The organism is Gemmatimonadales bacterium, from assembly GCA_036500345.1.
Lineage (GTDB): Bacteria > Gemmatimonadota > Gemmatimonadetes > Gemmatimonadales > GWC2-71-9 > Palsa-1233.
The window spans coordinates 92,020-109,789 of sequence record DASYCE010000001.1 but is presented as its reverse complement, the minus strand read 5'-3'; the positions used below and the strand labels follow the sequence as shown (position 1 = coordinate 109,789).

The 17,770-nt window shown below is 66.8% G+C and carries 8 protein-coding genes; 6 read left to right on the top strand and 2 right to left on the bottom strand.

Going from position 1 to position 17,770, the window contains the following annotated elements:
- The 6 genes from VGM20_00465 to VGM20_00440 all read left to right on the top strand — a co-directional run.
- Positions 1 to 1,974: hypothetical protein (locus VGM20_00465; protein HEY4099327.1), on the top strand; the 1,974-nt coding region annotated here is incomplete at its 5' end.
- Complete coding sequence (locus VGM20_00460; protein HEY4099326.1) at positions 1,971 to 4,658, top strand: protein kinase; 2,688 nt, start codon at positions 1,971 to 1,973, stop codon at positions 4,656 to 4,658. The genes VGM20_00465 and VGM20_00460, both read left to right, overlap by 4 nt.
- Positions 4,655 to 7,318 carry a protein kinase gene (locus VGM20_00455; protein HEY4099325.1) on the top strand — a complete coding sequence of 888 codons (2,664 nt, stop codon included), beginning with the start codon at positions 4,655 to 4,657 and terminating at the stop codon, positions 7,316 to 7,318. Before VGM20_00460 ends, VGM20_00455 begins: the two co-directional genes overlap by 4 nt.
- A gap of 85 nt (positions 7,319 to 7,403) precedes the next feature.
- A complete protein-coding gene (locus VGM20_00450) occupies positions 7,404 to 10,019 on the top strand; it encodes a protein kinase (GenBank protein HEY4099324.1) in 2,616 nt (871 codons plus the stop codon).
- A complete protein-coding gene (locus VGM20_00445; GenBank protein ID HEY4099323.1) occupies positions 10,013 to 12,664 on the top strand; it encodes a protein kinase in 2,652 nt (883 codons plus the stop codon). The genes VGM20_00450 and VGM20_00445 overlap by 7 nt, the downstream gene beginning before the upstream one ends.
- Positions 12,661 to 14,631 carry an oligopeptide transporter, OPT family gene (locus tag VGM20_00440; GenBank protein HEY4099322.1) on the top strand — a complete coding sequence of 657 codons (1,971 nt, stop codon included), beginning with the start codon at positions 12,661 to 12,663 and terminating at the stop codon, positions 14,629 to 14,631. Before VGM20_00445 ends, VGM20_00440 begins: the two co-directional genes overlap by 4 nt.
- Before the next feature lie 51 nt (positions 14,632 to 14,682).
- Here the strand turns inward: VGM20_00440 and VGM20_00435 are convergent, their stop codons facing one another.
- A complete protein-coding gene (locus VGM20_00435) occupies positions 14,683 to 17,412 on the bottom strand; it encodes an ABC transporter permease (protein ID HEY4099321.1) in 2,730 nt (909 codons plus the stop codon).
- Positions 17,405 to 17,737 carry a PadR family transcriptional regulator gene (locus VGM20_00430; protein ID HEY4099320.1) on the bottom strand — a complete coding sequence of 111 codons (333 nt, stop codon included), beginning with the start codon at positions 17,735 to 17,737 and terminating at the stop codon, positions 17,405 to 17,407. Before VGM20_00430 ends, VGM20_00435 begins: the two co-directional genes overlap by 8 nt.
- Positions 17,738 to 17,770: the final 33 nt, after the last annotated feature.

The window sequence follows — 17,770 nt, the reverse complement described above, 5'->3', positions numbered from 1 at the left end:
AGCACGGCACAGGCGATCGTGGCGAAGGTGATGACCGAGAAGCCGGCGAGGATCATCGCGCGGCGCCCTCGTGTGCCGGAATACGTCGAAGACGCCGTGCTCACGGCGCTGGAGAAGCTCCCGGCCGACCGCTTCGCGAGTGCCGCCGAATTTGCCGCCGCGATTTCGAATCGCAGCGGGAAGACGATGAGCCCGCGCGGCGTGCTGTCACACCCTGCTTCGCGCGCGCCGTGGCTGTGGCTCGCCGCAGTCGTGATCGTCGGAGTTGCCGGACTCTTCGCCGGAAGCCGTCTCGGCGGCCATCGATCGAGTGCCGGACCGGGCGTGCTCGGGCGCGCAACGCATCTCACCTGGGACGCCGGCCTCGAAGTGGAGCCGGCGCTGTCACCCGACGGCCACTCGATCGCGTACGCGGCAGGGCCGGCCTCGCGCTTTCGCATCATGGTGCGCGATGTGGCCGGCGGCCGAGCGATCCCTCTCACCGACGACACCTCGGCGACGCAATCGCTTCCAACCTGGATGCCCGATGGTTCCCGCGTCGTCTACCTCTCCGGCGGAAGCGTCTTCAGCGCTCCCGCAGGAGGCGGTCCCGCGCGCCCGGAGCTTCCAGCGACACCAACGACACCGATCGCGTCGGTGACATTCTCGCCTGACGGGAAGCGGATGGCATTCGCGCGAGGCGATTCGCTGCTGGTACGCGAGGCAGACGGATCGGTGCACGGCCTCGCCCGAATGGCCGAGCCAACGCTGTGCAGCTGGTCACCGCGTGGCACACTGATCGCCTGCGCTTCGGGTGACGCGCTGTACGTACAGGATGGATCGGCGTTTGCCAACCTTTCGCCGGCGCGGATCGTGCTCTGTCGCGTGAGCGACCACCAACTGATCACCGTCACCGATTCGACAACGCTCAACACCAGTCCGGTCTGGTCGCCCGACGGCGCGTGGCTGTACTTCATTTCCAATCGGGACGGACCGCGCGACATCTACGCTGTCGCAGTGCGCGGCAACGGCCGCGTCGATGGTACACCGGTCCGGCTGAGCGCGGGGCTGGGAGCGCACACCATCGCCATCTCCCACGGCGGGGCTCAACTGGCGTACTCACTGTACGCCGCCCGCACCACCGCCTGGTCGATGCCGGTGCCAACGGGGCCGGGAGCGACGACCGCCAGCGCGGTGCGGATCACCAATGCCAACGAATACATCGAGCAACTGAATCCGTCGGACGATGGCAAATGGCTGTATTACGACTCGGACCTCACCGGGAATGACGACATCTTCCGCATTCCGGTGGCGGGCGGGAGTGCCGAACGACTGACGACCGATCCGGCGGACGATTTCTGGCCGGCTCCGTCGCACGATGGCAAGTCGTTCGCGTTCCATTCGTGGCGGTCAGGATCGCGTGACATCTTCGTCCAGCAGCTCGATGGGAGCGGTGTCGAACGGGTGACCCACTCTCCCATGCAGGAGGCGCAGCCGAACTGGGCCCCTGACGACCGTGCGATTGCGTTCGCCGACCTCGCGGCTTCCGGCGGAATCTGGATCGTCCGGCGCGGGCCCGATGGACACTGGGGCGAGCCGGTACATCGAGTTGACCACGGCATCAATCCGACCTGGTCACCCGACGGGCGCCTGCTGCTCTTCGGCATGGAACGGGCAGGCGGGAGCTTGCAGGTGGTGCCGGTCGATTCGGGGCCGGTGCGGACCGTCATGGATGTCGCGATTCCGGGCAACCCGCACGCCGATATTGCCCGATGGGCCGGCAGCAACCGGATCTTCTTCACAACTCACGATGCCAACGGGAATGCCTTCATCGATGCGATTGCAGCCGATGGAGGCGCCGTCCAGCAGCTGGTTCGCTTCGACCCGGAGCATACGTCGACGCGCGGGACGTTCGAAGTGCGCGGCGGCCGGATCTACTTCGCGTCGGACGAGCGGCAGAGCGATATCTGGCTGATGGAGATCCGGCGGCCGTGACCCAGCCCATCGAGCAGTTGAAACTCTCGCTCGCCGATCGCTACACGATCGACCGCGAACTCGGTCAGGGCGGAATGGCCACCGTCTATCTCGCGCACGACATCAAGCACGACCGCGATGTCGCGATCAAGGTGCTCCATCCCGACCTCGGCGCGGCACTCGGCGCCGAACGATTCCTGAGCGAGATCCGCACGACGGCACGGCTGCAACATCCGCACATCCTGCCGCTGCTTGATAGTGGCGATGCAGGCGGCCTGCTCTACTACGTGATGCCGTATGTCGCCGGCGAGACGCTGCGCGGCCGCCTGTCGCGGGAGCGCGTGCTGCCCATCCCCGACTCCGTGCGGATCGCGACCGAAGTCGCCGACGCGCTGAGCGCGGCGCACGCGCTCGGCATCATCCACCGCGACATCAAACCCGAGAACATCCTGCTCCAGGGTGGGCACGCCCTCGTCGCCGATTTCGGCATCGCGCTGGCGGTGCAACACGCCGGCGGCCAGCGGATGACACAGACCGGTCTCTCCCTCGGAACGCCGCAGTACATGTCGCCCGAGCAGGCGATGGGCGAGAAGACGATCGACGCGCGCAGCGACATCTACGCCCTCGGCGCGGTGACGTATGAGATGCTCGCCGGTGATCCGCCGTTCACCGGCTCGAGCGTGCAGGCGATCGTGGCGAAGGTGATGACCGAGAAGCCGACGCCGATCCACACGGTGCGCGACACAGTGCCTCCAGGGGTGGAAGACGCGGTGCTCACCGCGCTCGCGAAGCTCCCGGCCGATCGGTTTGCAACGGCGGCGGAGTTCAGCGCCGCGCTCGCGAGCACCGGGGCGAGGCCGTCGGCGACGCGGCGTCCATCGAGCGGGTCGATGTCGCCGCGCAATCCGACGATGATGCTGGCTGCGATTGCCGTGATTGCGCTGATCGTGGCAGCAGCGGGCTGGTTGCGTCCGGTGGCGCCGCGACAGCAGGTGACGCGCGTCGCGATGGCATTTCCGACGGGCGAAGAGCCGCACCCGCTCTACTACGGCTTTGCGGTTGCGGTGTCACCGGACGGTTCGCAGCTCGCCTACGTCGGTCCGGGAGCGACAGCGAACAAGACGCAGCTCTGGATCCGGCATCTTGACGCGCTGAACGGGACGCCCGTTCCCGGGACCACGGGCACCGGGTCAGTTGAATGGTCGCCCGACGGGCGCTCGATCCTGATCGGCGTGAGCGGCGGTACCGGCCTGCTCAGCTACGTCGTGACGGCGAACGGCGGACAGGTTGTACCCCTCGCAGGCGCCCGTGAGGCAACGTGGGGTGCGAGCGGAGCGATCTACTACGCCCCGCGCGGCGGCAAGGGCATCATTATCCGCCGGGAAGTAAGCGGGCGGCTCGACACGCTGCTCAAGCCGCGCGCCGACACGGGCTACTCCGCCCGTCCGCTCACGATCTTTCCTGACGAGAGCGGCATGCTCTATGTCCCGGAGCTGGCTTCTCCGGACGATACCACGCCACTCACCATCAAGGCGATCTCGTTCAGCACGGGCAAGAGCGCGGTCGTGGAGACCGGCGTGTTCGGGCGGGTCCTCCCGTCAGGTCAACTGCTGCGCGTGACCAGTGATGGCGACGTGTTCATCGAACCGTTTGACGTGAAGCGCCTGCAGGTCACCGGCCGCGGGACACTGGTGACGCGCGTCGCCCTCGGCAGCAACTCGGGTAATCGTGTCTACCCGCAACTCTCGGTCGGCAACGACGGGACGATGATCTATCTCACCGGCGCAGTGGGACGTCAACAGTTGATCTGGCTCGACGGAGATGGCCGCCGTGCCGGGGCCACTGACATCGCGGGGTTCCTGTGGGGCCTGTCGCTCTCGCCCGACGGGTCGCACGTGGCATTCTCCGAGGGCGAAGGGATGGTGAGGGGGCCGGCGTGGAATCAGAACGTGTGGGTCGAAGATCTCCGCACCGCGGCACGCACTCGCCTGACCGCGTCTGCCACCAACCTGCGTCCGACCTGGTCGAGTGATGGCAAGGACGTGCTGTGGGCTCGCATCGGAGGTCCCGAAAAGCAAAGCCTCGATGAGCGCCCGGCCGACGCCTCTGCACCCGAACGGATGATCCTGTCGCGCGCCCAGTTCGGTCACTCCGTGGGCGACGGCCGCTGGCTTCCGGATCACCACGCGCTCATGGTATCGACCTACGGCGACGAGGCAACCGCGCGTGACATCTACTCGATCGTCGCCGGAGGCGGTGCGGGTGCCGTGCCGCTCGTCGTGATGCCCGACAATCAGACCAGCGGCGTCCCGTCGCCAGACGGATCGATCTTCGCCTATCTCTCTGATGAAGGGGGAACGCCGGAGCTGTACGTGCAGCCGCTCACGTCGACGGGAGCGAGGCTCCGCATCTCGAACGGTGGCGCCAGCTCCGGTCGCTGGTCGCGTGACGGGCGGACGCTGTATTACTGGGACGAGCGCGGCAAGTTGCTGGCGGTGTCGATTCAATCGAAGCCGACACTGGCCGTGACAGGCACCCGCGAGATAAACGCGTCGGCGGTGCTGTCGACCGCTGGTGGATCGAATACGGGCCTGTACGACGTCGCCCCGGACGGCCGCATACTGATGGCCGAGGACGTGCGGGGGTCGTACGAGGTAATCCTGGTGCGCAACTGGCTGGCTGGTGTCGCGAAGGAGGCGCCGTGAGTGATTCGCGATTGCACCTTCAGTCGTCGCTCGGCGGCGCCTATACCATCGAGCGCGAACTTGGTCAGGGCGGGATGGCCACGGTCTATCTCGCGCACGACCTCAAGCACGACCGCGATGTCGCGATCAAGGTGCTCCATCCCGACCTCGGCGCGGCACTCGGCGCCGACCGGTTCCTGAGCGAGATCCGCACCACCGCACGGCTGCAGCATCCGCACATTCTGCCGCTGCTTGACAGTGGCGATGCGGGCGGCCTGCTGTATTACGTGATGCCGCTGGTGACCGGCGAGACGCTGCGTGCCCGGCTCGAGCGCGAACGCCAGCTTCCCGTGGACGCCGCCGTCGGCATCGCGCGGGAGGTCGCCGACGCGCTGGGGTATGCTCACTCGCACGGCGTGATCCACCGCGACATCAAGCCCGAGAACATCCTGCTCCAGGGAGGGCACGCCCTCGTCGCGGACTTCGGCATCGCGCTGGCCGTGCAGCAGGCGGGCGGCGCGCGGATGACGCAGACCGGCCTGTCGCTTGGGACGCCGCAGTACATGTCGCCCGAACAGGCGATGGGTGAGAAGCAGATCGATGCGCGGAGCGACATCTACGCGCTCGGCGCCGTCACCTACGAAATGCTGGTCGGCGAACCGCCGTTCACCGGACCGAGCGTCCAGGCGATCGTCGCGCGGCTGGTGACCGAGGAGCCCCGGCCGATCACGGTGCAGCGGAAAGCGGTTCCGCTGGAGGTCGAAGCAGCGGTGCTGCGGGCACTGGAAAAGATCCCCGCCGACCGGTTCGCGACGGCGTCCGAATTTGCCGACGCGCTGGCCGGGCGTGGAACAATGACCGGCACGAGCACCAGGCGCCTCGCCGTTGCTCCGCATGCGATCCCGTCGGAGCGGCGATTCATCGTGGCGAGCATCATCGCAGCGGTCGCGATCGTGCTCGCGGCGTGGGGGTGGTGGAGCGGGCATCGCTCGCCGAACGCGCCGATCGAGCGGCGCTACGTGTCGCTTGGCGACAGCGCCAAGCTCCAGATCGAAATCTCCATCGGCCCGCCACTCGGGCTGTCGTCGGATGGATCGATGCTCGCCTTCATCGGCGATACGGCGGGGCGCATCTGGCTCAAGCGTCGTGACGTGCTTGATCCGACACCGATCCCCGGGACCGAGCACGCCAGCGATCCGGTCTTCTCCCCGGACGATCAGTGGATTGCGTACATCGCCGGGCGCGAGCTGCGGAAGGTGGCGGTCGCCGGCGGCCCCAGCGTGACGCTGGCTGACTCCGCCGGCAGCGGGTACGGTATCGCGTGGCTCGAGGACGGCACCCTCGTGTACACAGACGCGTCGCTGCTGGGAATGCGGCGCGTGTCACAGAGTGGTGGCGCGGTGTCGGTCCTGCTGAACGACGCGGCATTGCAAGGGAATGCGCCAATGCTTCCGACGCCGCTGCCGGGGTCGCGCGGCGTGCTCTTTGTCGATTGTGCGTCGAACTGCGTGACGATGAGTCTCCATTTCTTCGATTTCAAGACCGGCAAGGAGCACCTTGTCGTCGACAACGCCTCCAGAGGATGGTATCTGCCGACCGGGCAGCTGTTTTATCTGCGCGCCGACGGCGTCGGCATCGTGGCGCCGTTCGATCTCGCCCATCAAACGGTGCGCGGCACCGGCAGGCCGGTGCTGCAAGGGGTCTCGGTGTTCGGCAACGGCGTCATGCTGGAACTCTCGCGATCCGGTACCGTGGTCTACGGCGTCGCCAACGCCAGCAGTGCGGTGTTGACGATGCACTATGCCGACGGCAAAGGGGCGGACCGTGTCGTCGATTCGACCTGGGCCGGCGAGTTCAATTCATTCGCGATCTCCCCGGATGGTCGGCGCGTGGCCGTGGGCGTCAGCACGCCCGGCGCGGGGCTGGATATCTGGATCAAGCAGCTACCCAGCGGTCCGTTCGCACGGCTCACGTTCAGCGGTCATGACCGCCGTCCAGCGTGGTCGCCCGACGGACGGCAGGTCGCCTTCATCCGCGACAGCGTCAATGGTGGCGACGTGTATGTGCGCGCTGCCGATGGCGGCGGCGGCGAGCGGCGGTTGACGCGCCTGAATCGGCCGCTGCAGGAAGTCACCTGGTCACACGACGGCCAGTGGCTGCTGGTCCGAACCGATAACTCGTCCGCCGGAAATGGTGACATTCTCGCGGTGCGCACCACGAGCGACTCGGCACCGGTGCCAGTCGCGGCAAGCCGGTTCACCGAGCTGCAGCCCGCCCTCTCGCCGGATGATCACTGGCTTGCCTATGTGTCCAACGACGCCGGCCGCAACGAGGTGTATGTCCGGCCGTTCCCCACCGGAGACGGCAGTCACTGGCAGGTATCGAACGGAGGCGGCGGATCACCGGTGTGGTCGCACGATGGGAAAACGATCTACTTCGTTGATGACCACTCCCGGCTGATCGCCGCGAGCGTGAATACGGCTCCGACGTTCGGCGTGACCGGTCTCACGCCGCTCTTCGACGCCACGCGCTTCGATTATGTCGGATATCACCAGGTGTTCGAGCTCACTGCAGAAGGAGACTTCGCCTTCCTCGACCGGCTCGGGTCAACCGCCGGTGCGAGCATGCCGCTGGTCGAGATCGACAACTGGTTTACCGAGTTGCGGCGGGTTGGGCACTGAGATGGATGGCCGAGGACGTCCCGGCCGAAGTAGCTTTGAGCACACCTTCCAGACCCAGCATTTCTTCCTTCCGACGGGGTGATCCCTGCCAGAAGCCGACGCACTCGACCGCCTGACCGCTGCGCTGTCCGATCGCTATGCCTTCGAGCGCGAACTCGGCGCCGGCGGGATGGCCACGGTCTATCTCGCGCACGACCTGAGGCACGACCGGAAGGTGGCGATCAAGGTCCTCCGACCTGAGCTCGCCGCCGTGATCGGTGCCGAGCGGTTCCTCAAGGAGATCAAGACCACCGCCAACCTGCAGCACCCGCACATTCTCGGACTGATCGACTCGGGGACCGCTGAAAGGCTGCTCTGGTATGCCATGCCGTACGTCGACGGCGAATCGCTGCGTGATCGGCTGATGCGGGAGAAACAGCTCCCGGTCGCCGACGCCGTCCGCATCGCTACCGAGACTGCAAGCGCGCTCGACTACGCCCACCGCCACGGCGTTATCCATCGCGACATCAAGCCCGAGAACATCCTGCTGCACGATGGAAGCGCGCTCGTCGCCGACTTCGGCATCGCGCTCGCCGCCAGCACCGCAGGCACCCGAATGACCGAGACCGGCATGTCCCTCGGCACGCCCCACTACATGTCCCCGGAACAGGCGATGGGTGAGCGCGAGATCACCGCGCGCAGTGATGTCTATGCGCTCGGTTGCATCACGTACGAGATGCTGGCGGGGGAACCACCGTTTACCGGTCCGACAGCGCAGGCGATCATCGCCCGCGTCATGACCGAAGAGCCGCGGTCGTTGACGCTGCAGCGAAAGACGATCCCGTTGCACGTCGAGGCGGCGGTCCAGCAAGCACTGCAGAAGCTTCCGGCCGATCGGTTCGCGAGCGCCGCGGAGTTCGCCAGCGCCCTTCACACGCCGATCACGGCGCCGAGCACCGCGGCGGCGCGGCCTGGTCGGCGGCGCCGGCATCTGGCGTGGCCCGCCGCGACCGCCGTCGCGGTGACGGCTGCGATCTGGTTCGCGCTGCATCGGAGCTCGCCGTCCGATCAACTTCAGCTGGCACGGCAGCTGACATTCGACGGCAACGTGACGATCGCTGCCATTTCGCCCGACGGGAACTCGCTGGCGTACGTCACCGACGACTGCCTCGGCCAGGCGTACACCTGCAACCTGACGCTCCGGGTACGCGATGTCGACGGCACCCAATCGGTCGCCGTCGAGAAGTCGTGGCGAGCGATCTCCGACGTGAAGTGGTCTCCGAATGGCGCGATGCTCGCCATACGCGGCTCGCCCGATTCGACCGACGAGGCGATCTATCTCACCGACAAGCTCGGCGGCTCACTCCGGCCGTTGCGCGTGCACGCGAGCGCCATGGCGTTCACCCATGACAGCCGCCTCCTGGCAGTTGCCACCGGCGCGGACCGCCAGACGCTTGCCCGGTACGACGTGGTGTCGCTTGGCCAGGTCGACAGCGTCGCCATTCCGCCGAGCTGGCACGTCGCTGACATGAGCTATTCGCCGACCGGCGATCGATTGATCGCGTACGTCTCCGCCACGAGCCGCAACGACGCACTCTACGCGCTGCTCACGCCGAAGGGCGACGTGATCGATAGCGTGCAGGCGACGGACGCGCGGTCGTACGTCCGGTGGGCCGGCGACGGCGCGGCGATCCTGCAATTCGAGTTCTCTCCAGGCATCGCAGACGATCTTTACCGGATTCCGATCGACGCACGTCATATCCATCCGGAGCGCCGTACGATTGCCCTGGGCCAGGCGCCGACGGGATACCGCGGTGCCCTCGATGTCGCGCCGACAGGGCGCGCCGTCATGGTCCTCGCGCAGACGAGTCAGCAATTGCTCCTCTTCCGCAGTGCCGGCGCACCGCCGGCGTGGCAATCACTCACCGATCGGACGGGCTACTTCGAACCGTGGTCGATCTCGCCCGACGGCCACTTCGTCGCTGTCACGGCAACCGACAACCTCAGCGACAATCTTGCCCTGCTGCCGCTCGACAGCGGCGTGGCGGCGAGAACCGTGACCGCCTCTCGCGGCGAGCACGAATTCCCGGAGATTTCTCCCGATGGAAAGCAGGTGGCATACGTCTCGTGGGTGCAGATTCCCGGACGTCTGGTGGTCATTGATGCCAACGGCGGGAGCGAGCGCCAGATTCTTCCGGGGACCAGCACCAACTTCGCATGGCTGGCCGCCGATTCGATCGTCGCAATGCGTGCCGATACGTTCATCGTCGTCGACACCACCGGCAAGGAGATCCACCGGATGGTCATACCCGGCGCACCATCTGCGGGGCAGACGACCGAACGCCTTGTGAAGGATCCAGCCAGCCAACGCGTGGCGTACTGGTCGGACGTCACGTCGGCGGTGGTCGTTGCCGATCTTGCACGCGGGACCGCTCGCACCATCGCGCACCATCAGACACCGTTGCTCCCGGTCGGCTGGAATCACGACGGCTCGGTCTACGCCTACGACATCGAAGATCCGGCCGAAGCGTTATCGGGTCAGCGACACCGCCGACTGGTGCGCATTCCACCCGACAGCGCGAAGCTCGTTCCGGTGGTCGATCTGCCTGCCGAGTGCGTCACCGTTGTAGTTGATACCGACGCCCGCCACATCATCTGCAACGTGCACCGTATCAAGCCGGATGTCTGGCTCGCCGACAAGGCGGGACGATCGAGATGGTAGACTCCACTTCGACTGCGCTCAGCGGAGCCCTCGCCGACCGCTACACCATCGAGCGCGAACTCGGCGCCGGCGGGATGGCGACGGTCTATCTCGCGCACGACATCAAGCACGATCGCAAGGTCGCGATCAAGGTGTTGCGACCCGAACTCGCCGCCGTCATCGGCGCCGAGCGGTTCCTGTCGGAGATCAAGACGACGGCGAACCTGCAACATCCGCACATCCTGTCGCTGTTCGATTCGGGGACGGTCGATGGAACCGTCTTCTACGTCATGCCGTTCGTCGACGGCGAATCGCTGCGTGATCGCCTCGCCCGCGAGAAGCAGCTGCCCATCGCCGATGCGGTGCGGATCGCGAGCGAAACCGCCGACGCGCTGCAGTACGCTCACCAGCACGGCGTGATCCACCGAGACATCAAGCCGGAGAATATCCTGCTGCACGGCGGGCACGCGCTGGTCGCCGACTTCGGCATCGCGCTCGCCGCGTCGAAGACCGGTGGCGCCCGGATGACCGAAACCGGGATGTCCCTCGGCACGCCACAGTACATGTCGCCCGAGCAGGCGATGGGCGAGCGCGAGCTCGACGCCCGCACCGACGTCTACGCCCTCGGCTGCACCACCTACGAGATGCTCACCGGCGAGCCGCCGTTCACCGGCCCCACCGCGCAGGCGATCGTGGCAAAGGTGATGACTGCCGAGCCGGTCGATGCGGCAACGCTGCGGAAGAGCATCCCCGCGGATGTCGCCGACGCGGTACACACCGCGATGCAGAAGCTCCCCGCCGATCGCTTCGCGTCTGCGGCGGAATTCGCAGCGGCACTGCAGGGACAGGGCGGCCCGCAGCGCACCACCACGATGCGAGCGGCAGCCCGGCCGGCTGCCCGGCCAGGAGGATTGGTGGCCGCGCTCGCTGGGGCCGTGGTCGTTCTCGCTGCGCTCCTGCTCTGGCAGCGTGGTCGCTCGCCCGCGGCAATCTCGGTCGGTTCCGTGCGATTCGTTGTCACTGGGGACAGCATCGGCCGGCCGGTCGCTTCGCAGTCGTGGCCGGCGATCGTATCGCCCGACGGCAAGGAACTGTTGTACGCCGGTGCGACCGGCGATGGCAGCTACGCCTTGTTCCTTCGGCCGGTGGACGATCTCGCCGCCCACATGATCCCGGGAACGGAGCACGCGCTGCAGCCGGTCTTCTCTCCCGATGGTCGCTGGATTGCGTTCGAAGCCGACGGAAAGATCAAGAAGGTGTCGCTCGACGGCGGCGCGGCGGTGGCACTCGGATCCGACAACGCCGGCGACGGGATGGCGTGGACGTCGCGCGGGATCGTCGTCGCGACCGGGGATCACGGACTCAAGCTCCTGCCGGTTTCGGGGGGAGCATTCCAGCCGCTGACCCGCGTCACCGACACCGCGCGCGACACGCACATCTGGCCCATCGTCCTCGACGACGGCACCACCCTGCTCTTCTCGGTCTGGCACGGCGGCAATGCCGCGAATACTCCGATCGAGGAAGCCTCCGTCACCAATGGAGTAACGCGTCCCGTCGGCGTGAACGGTGTGCGCGCGCTGGGCATGGTGGGCAACGTGCTGATCTACCTGCAGCTCGACGGCAACGTGATGGCGGTGCCGCTCGATCGCCGGAGCTGGCACGCATCCGGGACGCCGGTTCCGCTCCTCGACTCGATCCCGATCTGCCAGACGTGCAATGGCGACGCACCGATCACCCTCAACACTCGTGGCGACGTCGCCTACATGCGGGGCGCCGAGCACTTCACGCTCTGGTGGAGCGGAGCGGACGGGCCCGTCCGCCAGATCGTTCCTGATCCCCGGTTCTACCTCCATCCACGTCTCTCGCCCGACGGCAAGCGCATCGCGGTCGAGATCACCAACGCCGGCCTGCACGACATCTGGGTCCTCGACGTGGCGACGGCCACGCTGACGCGGATGACGCATTCGGGAAACAATACCCAGCCCGAGTGGACAGCCGACGGATCGCATCTCGTCTTCCTGCAGACCACGGACAGCACTGCCGGTGCGGCCGTGGCCGAACAGCCGACGAATTTTCTTGGCGATGCAACGGTCATTGCCCCGAGCGTGCCCGAGCGTACTGATGCCATTCCAACGCCCGACGGGCACAGTATCCTCACCTTTGATCGTGCCAGTCTTGTGACCCGGCTGGTGATTCACCGCATTGGCGACAGTATCGCCGCCACCTGGGATGCCGTTCACGGCCAGGTATTCGACGGCCAGTTTTCGCCGGACGGCCATTTCTTCGCGTACATCTCGGACGAATCTGGTGCGTTCGAGGCGTACCTGCGCACCTGGCCCGATTCGAGCGCAAAGGTGCAGGTGTCGTCGGGCGGCGCCGCGGAGATGCGGTGGAGTCCCGATGGCCGCACCCTGTACTATGTGTCGGGCAACAAGCTGATCGGCGCCACCATCACGACGACGCCTGCGCTGGCGGTCACCTCGCGCAAGGATGCGGCAACCGGCCTCTTCTCCGTCGGTGCGTACAGCTCCGCCAATTTCGATGTCGGTCACGACGGTAATCAGTTTCTCACGCTCCGCCCCGCGGATCGCAATCTTGGATTGGTGGTCGGGTTGCACTGGGATGCATCGGTGCGCGCCCGCCTTGCCGGAAACGGATCGCCATGACGACGAAGCCTCGCGAACTGACCGTGCGCGCCCTGGTTCTCGGTGCGCTGATCACCACCGGCTTCACCGCCGCCAACGTGTACCTCGGCCTCAAGGTCGGACTGACCTTCGCGTCGTCGATCCCCGCGGCGGTTATCTCGATGGCGGTCCTCAGCGCATTCAAGGATTCGTCGATCCTCGAGAACAACATCGTGCAGACGGTCGCGTCAGCAGCGGGAACGCTCTCGGCGATCATCTTCGTCCTGCCGGGACTGGTGATCGTCGGCTGGTGGACCGGCTTCCCGTTCTGGCAGTCGTTCCTGATCTGCGTCAGCGGTGGCGTCCTCGGCGTGCTCTTCACCATTCCGCTGCGCCGCGCGCTGGTGACCACATCGGATCTTCCCTATCCCGAAGGCGTTGCCGCAGCCGAAGTGCTCAAGGTCGGCTCGGGCACGCGCGGCGAAGTCGAGGACGCGAGTGGCGAAGCGCGCGAAGGGTTGAAGGCGGTGATTCTCGGGTCGATCGCATCGGGCGGGCTCGCCGTCCTGACTGCGACGCGTATTGCTGCAGCCGAAGTCACCGGTTTCGTGGCACTTGGCGGCGGCGCATCGACCGGATACGACGTGGCGTGGTCGCTCGCGCTCCTCGGCGCGGGGCACCTCGTCGGGCTTTCGGTCGGTGTCGCGATGCTGGTGGGTCAGATCATTTCCTGGGTGATCGCCGTGCCGATTCTCACGGCGCATCAGCCCGCTGCGGCCGGGATGACGCTCGCCGCGCACACGATGAGCACCTGGAGTCATCAGGTCCGCTTCCTCGGCGCCGGCACGATCGGCATCGCCGCGATCTATACCTTGCTCACGCTCGCGAAGCCGGTAGTCGGCGGACTGGTGAGCACGCTGGCGGCATCGCGCACCACAGCCACCGGCGACGACAGCGATCGGGATCTTTCGCCATCGTGGATCATCCTGCTGGCGGTCATCTGCCTTGCGATAGCCGGCGTGCTGTCGTACACCTTCGCGAAATCGACCAACCTCGCGCCGAGCGCCGGACGGCTGACGTTGATCGCAGTGCCGCTCGTCTTCCTGATCGGGTTCATCATTGCCGGGGTCTGCGGCTACATGGCAGGGCTGATCGGTGCATCGAATTCACCGATCTCCGGCGTCGGCATTCTTTCCATCGTGGTATGCGCATCGCTCTTCGTCGTAGCGGTGCATCCAACTGACGTCACGCGACCTGCGCTGATCGCGTTCTCGCTCTTCATTACGGCGATCGTCTTCGCGTGCGCAACGATCTCGAACGACAATCTCCAGGACCTCAAGACCGGCCAGCTCGTCGGTGCGTCGCCGATGCGCCAGCAGATCGCGTTGATCGTCGGCGTCGGCGCGGGCGCGGCGGTGATCCCGTCGGTGCTCAACCTGCTCGCCAAGGCGTACGGCTTTGCGGGAGCGGCCAACGTCGGCGTCGTGGCACCGAATCCCCTCCCCGCTCCGCAGGCGACGCTGATCTCCGCGCTGGCGCAGGGAGTGATCGGCGGACATCTCGACTGGACGATGATCGGGATCGGCGCGCTGGTGGGCGTCGGCCTGATCATCCTCGACTCCCTCCTTGGCACGATGAAGAAGCTGCGGATCCCCCCGCTCGCCGTGGGGATCGGGATCTATCTCCCGATGTCGGCGACGTTCGCGGTGATCATCGGCGCATTCATCTCGCACTGGTTTGTGCGAAAGGCGCAGCAGACACCCGATCCCGGTCGCACCGAACGGCTCGGCACGCTGGTGGCGTCGGGGTTGATCGTCGGCGAGAGCATCTGGGGCGTGGTCAACGCGGGACTGATCGTGGCGACGTCGAAGGACGCGCCGATCGGGCTCGTTCCCGAGACATTCGCCGCCGCGCCGTGGCTCGGCGTGATCGGATTCATCGGTCTCGTCGTGTGGCTGTACCGCTGGATGCTCCAGCGCGGGCGCGCGGCACCGGCACCGTCGCGATAGTCCCGCCGCGTCGCCGGTCGTGAATCGACCGGCGATTTCACAAGACGATTGCTATTCCGCTCGCAGCGCGAGGTTGGGGTCGACCCGCGTCGCTCGGCGAGCCGGCGCAATACACGCGAGCACCGCTGCCAGCACGACGACTCCGACGGCAGCGCCGAGCGCCGCGAGATTGTGGGCGTCGACATCATAGAGCAAGCTCTGCAACACGCGGCCACCAACCCACGCAGCAACCAATCCTGCCAGCGCACCGATCGCCACCGGTGCCACCGCCTGCCGCGCGATCAGTCCGCGAATTGTTCCGGCCTGGGCACCGAGCGCCAACCGGATCGCCAGTTCCTTCCGGCGTTGTGCCACGCTGTGCGCCACGAGCGCGTACGTCCCGATCACGGCGAGCATCAGTGCCAGCCCGGCGAAGATCATCAGCAGGGTGAACTGGTAGCGCTGCGGTGCAGTGGCCGCCGATCGCAGCGATCCGAGCGGCTCGATCGCCGAGATCGGCGCGTTAGGCGCCAGCTTCCAGATTGCCGCGCGGAGCGGTCCCGCAATTTCGTTAATCGGCAGTGTGGTCCGCAGCACCAGCGAGAATGACGGCGGCTCGTACTCCCAGTACGGCTGGTAGGCCACCGCCGGCGCCGCCGACGTCAGCGTACCGTCGAGCGCATCGGCCGCCACGCCGACGATGGTCGGACTCTGGCCATTGAACGCAATCGCCTCTCCCACCAGCGTGCGCGGATCGCGCCCCGGCCAGATCAGGCGGGCGGCTGCTGCGGAGATGATCACCGACTCGTGCATCGTCGCTTCGACAGAGTCGTTCTTCGGCGGCCACCCCGCCGGCCGGTCGGCCTCACCGAGATTGCGTCCGGCGATCAGCGGGATCTGCATGGCGGAGAAGTAGTCTCCGCCGACGAAGCGGACATTGACGGTCGGTTGCTGTGCGCGCGGATACTGCTTGCCGGGAATTCCCGCGCCGTCAATCCACGTCTCGCCTTCGAGCGGCAGATGCGATGTAAGGCCGACGGCGCGCACACCTGGGATCGCCGCAATGGCCGGGATCAGTTGCTGGAAGATCTGGTCACGTGCGGTGTCGTCATAACTGTTGATCACCACTCGCGCGACGACGCCATGTTCGGTCGAAAAGCCCGCAGGCCGGTCCATCAGCCTGTAGAGGGAGACGCCGAGCAGTCCGGCGACGGCGATCAGCAGCGTCGTGAGTGTCGCCTGGATGGCGATCAATCCCTGGCGCGACCGCACACCCGCCACTCCGGCGGTGGTCGCTGTACTCGCCCCCTTGAGCGATTCCTGCGGGTGGCCACGCCCGACGCGCAGCGCCGGAATCAGCGCCGTCAGCAATCCCGCCACCGCCGACATCAGCAATCCCACCAGCAGCACGCGCCAGTCGACGTGGACCTGATCGAGTCTCGGGATATCCTGCGGCGCAAGCGCGAGAAGACTCCTGATCCCGGCGGCGGCGCACGCGACGCCCAGCACGCCGCCGATCACGCCAAGGAAGAGCCCTTCGCTCAGGACCTGACGGGCGAGCCGTCCAGGCTCGGCGCCAAGTGCGATGCGGATCGCCCAGTCGCGGCGCCGATCGACCACCTGGGTGACCCACAATCCTCCCAGATTGACGCTGATGATCAGCAGCACGGCGGCGACCGCGCCGAGGAGCAGCCAGAGTTCCTGCCGCGACGCGCTGGTGGCGTAGTCGAGGATGGGAGTGATCTGGCCCTGCAGCATCATTCCGGGCGCCGCGTCGGGGGCATCGACTGCGAGGTGCCCCTGAATCACGTCGAGTTGGGCCGACGCCTGGGTGATGCTCACCCCCGGCTTCAGCCGTCCGATCGCGGTGAAGTTGAAATTCGACCAGGCACGCGTGAGATCGCCGCCAGAGGTCGGCCCGAATTCAAACGTCTGGAAGAATTCGGTCGGCTTGCCGGCGGTGGTCATCCCCAGCTCGCTGCCGCCGATGCGGAACGTGGCGGGGAGGACGCCGATGATCCGCACGGCACTTCCCGGCGCGCCCACCGTGCGACCGATCACGCCGGGGTCGGCGCCGAAGGTCGATCGCCAGAGCGCATCGGTGATGACCGTCGGCCGTGTACCGTCGTTCGCGTCGGCGGGGACGAAGAATCGTCCCAACTCGGGGGTCGCTTGCAACACGCCGAAGAAGTTCGGCGTCACGCGGACTCCGGTGAGCACCCGCGGGTCACCCTGTCCGGCGAGGGTGAACGAGGCGCTCTGCAGCGCCGCAATTCCCTCGAAATCGTCGGCGCGTTGCCGCCACGAGAGAATCGCCGACGGCGTGTCGAGGAACATGAACTTGTTGACGCCCGGACTCTGCGGCGAGCGTTCGCCGACGAGGACGAGCTGCTCCGGGTGCGGGAACGGCAGCGGCTTGAGCAGCACGCCGTTCACCACCGAGAAGATTGCGGTGGTGGCGCCGACGCCGACCGCCAGCATCAGCACCACCAGCGCACGAAATGCGACAATCCGGCGGCGGGTGTTCATTCTCCACCACTCCCGTGTGACAGGTGGCATATCGCTGTGCCGCGCCTGCGCTCCGAGCGCGATGCGACGCGTGCGCCCCAGTTCGCGGAGCGAGCGTGCGTCGAAGCGCGCCAGCAGTTGACGCTCCGCCTCGTCGGGACCGACGTGGCGGGCGAGCTCGTCGAACTCCGCGTCGAGGTGCGGCGCCAGCTCATCGATCAACTCCGCTTCATGCTGCGGGGCGAGTCCGAGCTCCGGTGCGCGCTGCCGCAGCATGGTGCGCCAGTCAGGCATTGCCGAGACCGGCGATGCTGGTCACCGCGGCGACAAAGGCGTTCCAGTGTTCGCGCTGCGCTTCGAGCGCACGCCGACCGGCGGCGGTGATGCGGTAGTACCGGCGGCGGCGCTCGCCGGGCTTCTCGACCCACCGCCCGCCGATCCAGCCGCGCGCTTCCATCCGGTAGAGGAGCGGATAGAGCGACGCGACATGAAAGGTCAGGACACCTTGAGATCGGGAGGCGATAAGCTTGCTCAGCTCATAACCGTGGCGCGGCTCATGTTCGAGGAGCGAGAGGATCAGGAACTCGGCGCTCCCCTTCTTGATCTCCGGTGTCAGCATCGCGTGGGGTCCCTATATGTGTGACTCCAACAT